A 9,301-nucleotide genomic window follows, 5' to 3' on the forward strand; every position below is an offset into this window, starting at 1 on the left:
GAGTACACCGCGCCGGTTTGAGAACCTTAACGTGTGTTATACGTCCGAACCGAGCCCTGCTTTGAAAGGGATTAAGACGAACGGCAGATCGATACCGCTCTTACCGAAAACGTCCGAACCGAGCCCTGCTTTGAAAGGGATTAAGACTCGTATCCGTACCCAATAGCGCCGATAACACCGTGTCCGAACCGAGCCCTGCTTTGAAAGGGATTAAGACGCCTGATTGACGTCGTAACGGCCATGCTGCTTCAGTCCGAACCGAGCCCTGCTTTGAAAGGGATTAAGACGCAGTGCTATTGCACTACCGGGTCGCTGTGCTTTGTCCGAACCGAGCCCTGCTTTGAAAGGGATTAAGACCCAAATTCATTGGAGCGTACGTCCAGACGTTTTGTCCGAACCGAGCCCTGCTTTGAAAGGGATTAAGACACACTCAGCTCAAGCGTAGGCTTAGTTTGCGGGGTCCGAACCGAGCCCTGCTTTGAAAGGGATTAAGACCATCAGTTCCTCCTCACCATAGCGAGTCTCGTGTCCGAACCGAGCCCTGATTTGAAAGGGATTAAGACGTCACTGAAGTGACGGACTAGCTGGGTCATTGCGTCCGAACCGAGCCCTGCTTTGAAAGGGATTAAGACTGAGCTGTGCATTCAATGGATCAAGCTGTTGAGTCCGAACCGAGCCCTGCTTTGAAAGGGATTAAGACGCACCTGAACGGTTGATGAGGTCGAGGTAATCGTCCGAACCGAGCCCTGCTACAGGCATAAAAAAACCGAAGGTTGCCCTTCGGTTTTTTGTTTTTCGCATTCGCTGATTTAATTCAGCGAACTCCATAGCTCTTTCGCCGCTTTGGCTTTATTACGGTCGATACCCAGATACCCAAACACCGCTGTCAGGCAGGCTTTGGCTTCGGCCTTTTCCGCCTCTGACATGCCAGTAGCCAACTCTTTAAGCTTTTTAGCTTCTTCAAAAATGGGGTTGCCGGTACGGCTGTCTTTATAACTAGGGTGCTTTTTAGCCTGATCCGCGCTCATCAACTCCTGCACTTCCGTCAGGCATTGCTGGGCGGGCGTTAATGCTGCCATTTTTTGTGCTTTGGCTTCTTTGGCCTGGTTTTGTTCACGCTCGTAAGCATCCGCTGCTGACTCTTCCATTCGGCCAAAGCCGGTGGCCGTTTTGGCACCTGCACCTAACCATTCCAGTGCCTTGGCCAGCTCCTCCATCGCCTGCCCGACCTCCGCCTGAGCCTCTGGGGTTCGCGCCCCAATCAGAGTGGCGAATTTGCCTGAGCGGACGACCAGAAAGTAGATAGGCACAGGGCTGTGCCAGTCCGCCGGAACTTTATCGGCATAGTCATTGACCGAAATTTTGTCAGGATTGTCCTTACTTAGAGTGACTTGTCCGCCTTTTTCATACCAACCGCCCATGTGCGGTGTCATGACTTCACAGGCGAGCGTTACTTTATCGGTAGGCAGCAAGTCAAAAAACAGCAGCTCACCTGCACTGGCGTTGTGCTCATTGTTTTTTGCCGTGCCAAACCAGCGGATAACCAGCGCTTCGCGGGCTTGTTCGCTGTCAAAGTCCATCCATTCTTCTACCCAGGCCCTCAGTAACCCTTTCACGGCAGCGCCACTCATGTAAGGTGCGCCGAGGGTCGGGTGCCAGCTCATACCATTTTCAACCGGGTGGCTTAGGCCCACACCGGTGACAAACGGGCTGGTCGTTTCGAATACGCGGTAATGGGCCTTGATGCCTTTGGCCAGTTGCTGGCGTTGTTCGGCATGGCGCTGCAAATGCTTGGAAGGGGTTTCTTGTTTGGCGATAGCTTTAATCCAGTCTTTTTTCATCTTTTCAATCAAAGCTTTCGCCTTGGCATCCGTCTCCAGATTCCAATTACTGGTAAAACCCTGATAAAAACGCTCAAACCACAGGCCAAGGTGGGCCGTTTTGCTGGGTGGATGGCCATCGTCCAGCGCATGGCTGCCCGACTGATAAAGCGGCAACGTCATTATGCGGTCTCCTTATTACTGGCCTTGCTGCCAGAGAGATAAGCCAGCGCAAACTTTTTCACCCAGTCGAGGTAGACCATGGCTTCAGCCTGTGCCAAACGATAAGTGGTCATGTCGCTCTGGGTGATGGCGTCCATCAGGTCATCTTGCTTTTCAAAAGGCCGCTTGCTGGTACTTAGCCAGCTTTGCAGCACCTGATAAAGCTGCTGATAGCCGTCTTTGTCGCCTTTACTGCGAAAGAAGGCTGCTGTTGCGCCCAGGCCATTGGCGTGAATCATAAAGGGCAACTCTGATGCACGCGCCTTGAGTTTGTCTTTGTCAGGGTAGGCTTCCAGTTTGCGAATCTGCTCCAGCGCATGCCGGGCGCGTTCCTGCTGAACCGTCTGCATCACACACCTCCTACTCGAGTCACACGGCACCAGCCCATGCCCACGGTTTCATTACCACCCAGCTGCACATAAGGCGCTTCCTGCGGGAAGAGTGACAGGGTATGCGCCATCATCTGCTCTGCATTTTCTCCCCCCACTTTGCGTGAGCGATTCGCTGCCAGTACGGTATAAAGCAGCGTTTGCGCAGGCAGGGTTTCTTCGTACCACAGCGCGCCGTCTTTCACGGTTTTGCTTTTGTTATCAATGGCAATGTGCGGTGCCACGGGAGTGGCATGGCTGGCCAGATGGGCAAAAATGTTGTCATTGACCACCATCAGCTGCTTTTGCAGTTGCGCAGCAAAGTCAGGCTGATCACTGAATCGGGCGAGTACGGTGATAAGGCTGCTCAGGTCATGGGATTTGGCGTTAAAGCGATACTCCTCAAGGTAGACCAGCTCATCTGCCGCAGCCTGCAAAGCCTCTTCCGCCCCCAGTTCCGGCAAGCTAACCTCCGGCAAATCAGGAAGACCAGCGCGACGAGCATCCGCCAGCATGCGCTGCAACACCGCGGGGGAGCACACCCACTTGAAGTGGGTCGTGAGGCTGCGGATTGGCAGGAGCAACAGACGCGCATCACCCACCATCAGGGCACCGGCATGGTCGCTGGCATTGCGGGTATCCGGCCCGAACACCTCGGTAATCCAGCTGCCATTGTCGGTACTTTCCGCTTTGGCTCGCAGGGCACCCTTTACTGCCGAGCCAAACACACAGGGCCAGCCGGTGGTCGCTTCACGCTGGATAGGCAGGTCAATCACGCCGACAGACTTTCCCGCACCCGCGTGAATAGCCGTTTCAGCAAACAGACCCAGCATTTGATGTTTCATATCTGATTCCTTTTCGTCATGAATTCGTTGAAGAGTCCGGGGTATCAGTAGTAGCCCACGGCAAGAGTGCCGCGTCCCCAGGCTTGTTGCTGACCTATCTGGATACCATGCAGTGCACGCTGCGCCCCGGCGATATCCCCTTCCACTTCGCAGAAATACACACTGCCCGCCGGAATGAGTGATTGCAGATCACGAGGTTTACGATTGACCAGATCCCAGCCGCCTTCACGGCGTGGTTTGCCAAGTGCTGCGCAGAGCAATGTGAGCCTGATACCCGCCAGCTCACCGCGCCAGACACGGCTTTTCCCGGTGTCATCCTCGGTGAAGCCATCAGGAATCCAGCCCTGCTCAAAACTGGCTGGTGTTAGCAGCATCAAGGTAAGGCCTTTTGCTGCTTTTAACGCAGCAACCGCCGGCAGAGCTTTCGCCTGAGTGCGAGACCAGCTCGCCATGCGCCCCTCTGCCCCAAAACGACAGATGCCGGTTGGCGGCAGGTGTTCATTCTGAAGGCCACGAATATCCATCACGATTTCGCAACCCTGACGTGGCCGCACGTGACGGGTCTGATACAAGAGCCCGGTTTCAACGGTGGCACGCTGATTATCACGGCCGATGCCAAGGCGCGGCTCCGCCTCGAAAAGTGCATCGGCACTGACTGCATCGGTAGCAGCGACGGGCTGCCCGGCCAGAAATGCCTGCAACCCCGCCTCAGTGATCCAGGTGTTCTCTCGGGGTCTGGCTCCTGCCAGAGTTTTGGCTTTTTGTGGCAATCGCACCAGCCCGAGATCACACCGGGTCGCACCATCTGCAGGAATAAGCCGTGTCTGGTCACTGCCCGCCCACAACAGGGACTGTGGCATCGGATAAAGGCGCTGCCCCTCCCGGCTCAGGTAGGGGCCAGAAAACTGTAAGGGGCCAAGGTCATCCGGGGTGCCAATAATGCCCCGTAGCGGATGCTCTCCTGCTGCATACTCCGCCCAATCGACCTGATGGGCTTCACCAATGGAGCTACGGATGGCGCCAATCACGCTACTGGCCGATGGCGGAAACAGGCTTTCTGCCAGGTTGGCGCCCACAGCTTCAATGGGTCGCGACTCTTTAAAGAACCAGCTGTCAGCCGCGCTGAAATTCCACTGCTCCATTACTCCACTCCCTTGTTGGCCAGAAAGCGCATCAGTAACGCACCGTCCGCATTCAATACAGGTGAGACATCCCATTGCGATACCGGAACACCGGCTTTTCTCGTGACCGGGCTGCATTGTTTCAGCAGGGGTTCGATGTACGCTTTGGCATCGCTGATGGGCCATTGACGGTTTTCAGCACTGTGCCAGAGCTCAACTGCAAGCAGATCAGCCCTTTCCTCGTAAGTCAGCACCGGCGCATCACTCTGGCCTTTGCGTTTCACCGTAACATTCGCTTTGCCGGTCGCTTGCGCAATTTCCGGCGTGTTGGATTTGCTCACCGGATTCAGCACATCAAATAACTCCCTCACACGGAACAGGAATTTATTACTGAAACGCGGGTTGTCACTTTCAAGGGCACGGAACTGATCAACCAGTTGGCTCAACACCAGCTCGCCGTCAGTCAGCGCGATGTCCCAGGGCTGGCTCCATTCAAGCAGCACGCCTGCAGGGTTCCACGCACGCACGGCAATGGCGTCGCGCCCGGTCTGGTCCTTGGCGACGTCATCCAGCAGCGCATGGGCATCGGTCAGCACCTGCGTGAGCGGCAAGCGCACATGGGCAAAAACAACGGCGGCGGAGATGGAGGTCTTCACCGTGCAGGCTTTAGCTGCAAAGCTTTGGTTATACAGCGCCCGCACTGCGACGGCACAGGTCATGGCATCTTCCATCGGCAGAATCGCCAGCACATCATCGCCACCGGCATAAATCAGCTGCCCGTTGTGTTCAGCAACCACCTTCGGTGCGCCAGCGGTAAAGGCATTGAGCGCTTCAGAAATGGGCTCTTGCTTTTTCTGATCACTCATCTGCACACCCAGGGAATCACCGTCCATTAACAGGATGGCGTAATAAGGCGAGAGGGGCGCGCTGCGTAATTCGGGATAGTCCCGTTTGAGGCGTTTGAACACCTCAGCGAACTCCTTCATTCGCACTTCACCATAGCCATAGGCTTTTGGGTTGGATTGCACATGCTCAAAAAACAGGTTGCCATCCAGCGCCAGTAGTTTGCGCACATCGGCACTTTTGCCAGCAGCCGCCTTTTTCAGGCAGGCAATGTCGGTGTGCCATTCATCATGGCTATCGTTCACTCTGATTGCCGTGTTGTAGAGATCCTGAAGATCAGGCTCGGCAACGACTTTTGCCAGCGTTTCCAGCCAGTGGGTTGCGGCCATATAAGCCACTGAGGGCATACCCGGTTCCAGCTTCCAGCCTTTGAGGGTCAAACCACTTTGCAAGGTGACATCCAGCTCATGGAAATAGCGGACGAAACGACGCTTAACATAGGCCATGGCACACAGGTGCTCTCCTTCGCGCAAATCCGTAGCAATGGCTTTGGGGCCATCGTCCCGAAGGTTGCGCCAGAAGCGGGCCAGCGGTGAATCCTTACCATCCCGCGTTTTTTGCCCCGGGCGCTCAGCGCCAGACAGCTCCTGCCAGCCATCCATCATCATGCACTTCACACCGGCTTCAGGCTCGGGCACATGACTGCGCCAGTTTTTGCGACGGTCTAACAGGTCAGTGGCGGCCTCATCCTCCGTTATCGCCCAGCTGATTTCCCAGAAGTGACGCTGCTGACGATCCCAGATACGGCGTGAATCGCCTTTGTTATCCAGCTCTGCCAAGCGATCGGCACTCCAGACCAGTTCAGCCAGCGCAACCCAGGCCTCTCGAACGGTCGATTCCAGTAATGTACCGTCAAATCCTTGCGGTACTTTGGCAGCCATCGCTTTAAATCGGTTAGGAATACTGCCCTGGCGTGGTGGCTCGCCCACGCCTTTGCCTTGAGTAACCCAGTCCAGATAGCTTTCGGCCGGGATCGGGAAAGTGACCTTTCCACCCTGACGGTGGATTTCCGCCATCGCTACACCCGATAGCCATGACAACAAAAATGAACCGGCCCAAAAGTCTCGTGTGCGTCTAGCTTGTGACACAAATCCTTGTACCGGCCCGAGGGTAAAGTAGAAATACTTACTGTCCATAGACCACCTCCCTTTCAGCAAAACGATCTAAATATTTATGAATCACGGACCAGTCAGGCTGGATCTGAACCTTAAATTCAAGATCACTTTTCACTACATCAATTAGCACCTTGGCGTTGTCGGGCAGAAACTGCGCAGGCATTAAGGTATGAACCCCCACGAATTCATCACCCAGGCGATGGATGTGCAAAAATAATGGGCTAGATCGGCGAGATTTATTATTGCCAACCATGTAGTTAATCTCAGCCGAACGCTTTATAGAGGAAAAATAGTAGTTGTGTGGCAGACCAAACACTGAGCGCTTGGCTGCGAGCTTGGGCTCTTTGCCATTGATGGCGTGGAATATCAGGTCATGGTCATCAGCAAAATTCCGCTCGGCAGGCTGCTTTAGTACCTCGCCGCCCTGACCAAAACTGCGATAACGCATTTGTTCGTTACCGATGGTGCGCAGCAAGCCTTCGGCACTTTGCGTGCTGCTCGTGGATATATCGACTCTCGTCTGTGCACTTAATGCAGTAAAGGGAGGCAGTGACGGCGAGTCTGCTTTCACCTGTGAGAACAAGGCAGCAAGCGCCGCCTTATAGCACGCTCGACTGGCTGGCACTTCGCGTGAATCCCCTTCCCAGCATGTCAGACAAACAGAGCCCATGCCGTGACGTGCTCGCGCACCTAAGGCTCCCAGTAAACCGAATGCCCATAGCGCGTCACTGACAGAGGCTATATCTGCCTCGGGCGTACCCGGTTTGAACATCAGACTGACGCTAAAAGCTCCGGATTTGATGTTCTTTTGTCGAGTGACACTTCCGCCATCTTTGAAGGTTCCCAACCCCATTCCCAACAAATACAGGACACCTTCATTCACCTTTTCAAAAGGCTTACCGATGATGTCGAGTTTCTTGCTGTCGACCTTAAGAAGAAATACCCCCTGCCCGCCAAGACTGACCTTCCCATCCTTGCGAGTTGCTGCGCCAAAGAGCCTTCCCTCTTTGCAATGAAGTTGCTTTAAGGCATCCACTTCATTGCCTTTGGCAATAGCCAGTGCGTCCGACCAGTTCAGCGCACGCCACCAGAATCGCAGCGCACCTTTAACAGAAGCAGCTCGCATCAGAGGCTGAGCTTCGTGGTTTGCATCACCGAGAAACATCGGCGTTACGATGTCAAACTCGGCTTTGACCTTGGTATTCATCCATTAATCTCCCAGCCACTCATGTGGATTTGTTCTTCATCCAGAGATACGTATAAGCCTTTACCCCGTCGGGTTTTGATCTTGTAGCGCTCAGCCAGAACATCCAGCTGCTCTTCCAGAGCATCATTTACCTGCTTTTGTCGGTCGGTAATAAAGCGTTGCTCCGATTCATAGTTTTTGACCGCATTTGCTTCATTGGCATCTTCAATCTGGAATTTATCCATTCCAGCCTGCTTGATCCGGGCAAAATCCTCCGGTGTCATCGAGGCTTTATTAAACATTCCTTCTTTCAATGTTTTATCAACTACGTGGGAATAAAAAGCCGCATTAAGTGGCGTCATTTTTATTACTTTGTCCTGGCATTTGACTGTCGCGGTGTTACCACGAGTCGCAATATCTTCCCAGTTAATTTCCAGACAGGGCTCTTGTGCAGACAAATTCATGATTTCAATCAGTTTGGAGAACGAAGCAGGCTTGTCACGCATATCCTGAGGTAATTTATGACCCAGATGTAAAATCGGAATTTCATGCAGATCAACACGCGCGCTTGAGGCATCCCAAGGTTTACCGCTCCTGTCATTAATAAGACGCGATTCCTTTGTTGGATAGAAAAAGCCCTCTTTGCCCGTCAGGCCTTCATAGCCTTCACTGACCAGCACATGAGAAAGCCGATCCTGCGGACGGCCGTACAGCGACATACAATAACCAAGTAAAAACCCCATGGTCTTACGCCCACCGGCAATCGAGGCATGGATTTCGGTGTCAGCATCTTTGGTTAACTGCCAGACAAACTCGGCAATCTGGTCAGCGACAGCCGCGCTATCCTCGATTGAACGAATATCGTCTATCTCATGATCACCGCTTTTAAAGGTATGCAGACAGTTTTTGTCGAAGGTGATCGAAACACCTTCAGGCAACCACTCCCGGCAAAAGCCCAGAAAATGTGCCCGGTCAGGATGCAGTAACTCGTTATACGCACGTTCACACCCTTCTCTGGTACTGAGAACAAGCACCTGATCTGGAATCCACTGCTTTTGAGTTACTAATGAGAACAGTGTTTCTGTAACTATTTGAGGAGACATCCCCGAGACTGCCAGAAAAATCTTTTTCATCGCCCGTCCAATCCTTCCAGAATTAAGTGATCCCAGAATCTTACTGAGTCCTACCTTCAACGGATAAACGACAATATTGTCGAGCCACAATGATGACTAACTTCCACAACCCATAGTCACTTATCAAGGGGAGAATACCTGAAGAAAAAAATGCACGTCTCTGAAATAAAACAACTTACAGGTAATCCTGCACTGTAAACCCATGTGGCGTATAGCGTTTATGATCTGGCATTAAACACGGACTCGTCTCTAGCTTGGAGGGCGCCATCCATCGCCAGAGTGCCCCTAACAGGTCGTTGAAAATCTATCTGCGTTGCCGAATACCGCGTCAAAAACAGGCTCAAAATGCTCATTTAGTTCACTAAACTCTGCTTTTTCGCTTGTTTTTTCCTTGTCTCGGCTGCCTCGATAACGTTTTTCAACAGCCTGCTAGTATACCGGTTTATCCGGCATTGGATCAGAGCTGCAGTGGTTGTTGTCCGACAGCCACTGCTTTTTGTATGACAGCTTTGCCACCTTGTTCACAAGACGATCAGTGCATGCCGAACAGGTGTGGCAGGGAGAACGACAGCCGTGGGGTGGCGGGTG

Annotated in this window: 7 protein-coding genes and 1 CRISPR repeat array; all 7 genes read right to left on the reverse strand. The window is 53.2% G+C overall.

Features of this window, described 5'->3' with window-relative positions:
• Positions 1-42: 42 nt before the first annotated feature.
• A CRISPR array of direct repeats spans positions 43-700; the repeat unit is 36 nt; unit sequence GTCCGAACCGAGCCCTGCTTTGAAAGGGATTAAGAC.
• 109 nt (positions 701-809) lie between these two features.
• The 7 genes from cmr6 to csm6 are packed head-to-tail and all read right to left on the reverse strand — an operon-like array spanning position 810 to position 8,713.
• The gene (gene cmr6, locus WH50_RS07710; protein WP_110186797.1) at positions 810-2,003 is read right to left on the reverse strand and encodes a type III-B CRISPR module RAMP protein Cmr6; all 1,194 of its coding nucleotides are present in this window, start codon (positions 2,001-2,003) and stop codon (positions 810-812) included.
• The gene (gene cmr5 / locus WH50_RS07715; RefSeq protein ID WP_110186798.1) at positions 2,003-2,392 is read right to left on the reverse strand and encodes a type III-B CRISPR module-associated protein Cmr5; all 390 of its coding nucleotides are present in this window, start codon (positions 2,390-2,392) and stop codon (positions 2,003-2,005) included. Before cmr5 ends, cmr6 begins: the two co-directional genes overlap by 1 nt.
• On the reverse strand, positions 2,392-3,255 hold the full coding sequence (gene cmr4, locus WH50_RS07720) for a type III-B CRISPR module RAMP protein Cmr4 (RefSeq protein ID WP_110186799.1): 864 nt from the start codon (positions 3,253-3,255) through the stop codon (positions 2,392-2,394). The genes cmr5 and cmr4 overlap by 1 nt, the downstream gene beginning before the upstream one ends.
• A 44-nt stretch (positions 3,256-3,299) precedes the next feature.
• Positions 3,300-4,397, reverse strand: a complete 1,098-nt coding sequence (locus WH50_RS07725) for a type III-B CRISPR module-associated Cmr3 family protein (RefSeq protein WP_165838349.1) — start codon at positions 4,395-4,397, stop codon at positions 3,300-3,302.
• Positions 4,397-6,415, reverse strand: a complete 2,019-nt coding sequence (gene cas10 / locus WH50_RS07730) for a type III-B CRISPR-associated protein Cas10/Cmr2 (RefSeq protein WP_110186801.1) — start codon at positions 6,413-6,415, stop codon at positions 4,397-4,399. Before cas10 ends, WH50_RS07725 begins: the two co-directional genes overlap by 1 nt.
• On the reverse strand, positions 6,405-7,601 hold the full coding sequence (cmr1, locus tag WH50_RS07735) for a type III-B CRISPR module RAMP protein Cmr1 (RefSeq protein WP_110186802.1): 1,197 nt from the start codon (positions 7,599-7,601) through the stop codon (positions 6,405-6,407). The genes cas10 and cmr1 overlap by 11 nt, the downstream gene beginning before the upstream one ends.
• A complete protein-coding gene (csm6, locus tag WH50_RS07740) occupies positions 7,598-8,713 on the reverse strand; it encodes a CRISPR-associated ring nuclease Csm6 (RefSeq protein WP_110186803.1) in 1,116 nt (371 codons plus the stop codon). The genes cmr1 and csm6 overlap by 4 nt, the downstream gene beginning before the upstream one ends.
• Positions 8,714-9,301: the final 588 nt, after the last annotated feature.

Origin of the sequence: Pokkaliibacter plantistimulans (assembly GCF_003194385.1) — a bacterium.
Taxonomy (GTDB): domain Bacteria; phylum Pseudomonadota; class Gammaproteobacteria; order Pseudomonadales; family Balneatricaceae; genus Pokkaliibacter; species Pokkaliibacter plantistimulans.

What these genes read in the sequence shown, in the direction of transcription:
- cmr1 (WP_110186802.1), bottom strand. Translation starts at nt 7,601, where the DNA reads ATGAATACCAAGGTCAAAGCCGAGTTTGACATCGTAACGCCGATGTTT.
- cas10 (WP_110186801.1), bottom strand. Translation starts at nt 6,415, where the DNA reads ATGGACAGTAAGTATTTCTACTTTACCCTCGGGCCGGTACAAGGATTT.
- WH50_RS07725 (WP_165838349.1), bottom strand. Translation starts at nt 4,397, where the DNA reads ATGGAGCAGTGGAATTTCAGCGCGGCTGACAGCTGGTTCTTTAAAGAG.
- cmr5 (WP_110186798.1), bottom strand. Translation starts at nt 2,392, where the DNA reads ATGCAGACGGTTCAGCAGGAACGCGCCCGGCATGCGCTGGAGCAGATT.
- cmr4 (WP_110186799.1), bottom strand. Translation starts at nt 3,255, where the DNA reads ATGAAACATCAAATGCTGGGTCTGTTTGCTGAAACGGCTATTCACGCG.
- cmr6 (WP_110186797.1), bottom strand. Translation starts at nt 2,003, where the DNA reads ATGACGTTGCCGCTTTATCAGTCGGGCAGCCATGCGCTGGACGATGGC.
- csm6 (WP_110186803.1), bottom strand. Translation starts at nt 8,713, where the DNA reads ATGAAAAAGATTTTTCTGGCAGTCTCGGGGATGTCTCCTCAAATAGTT.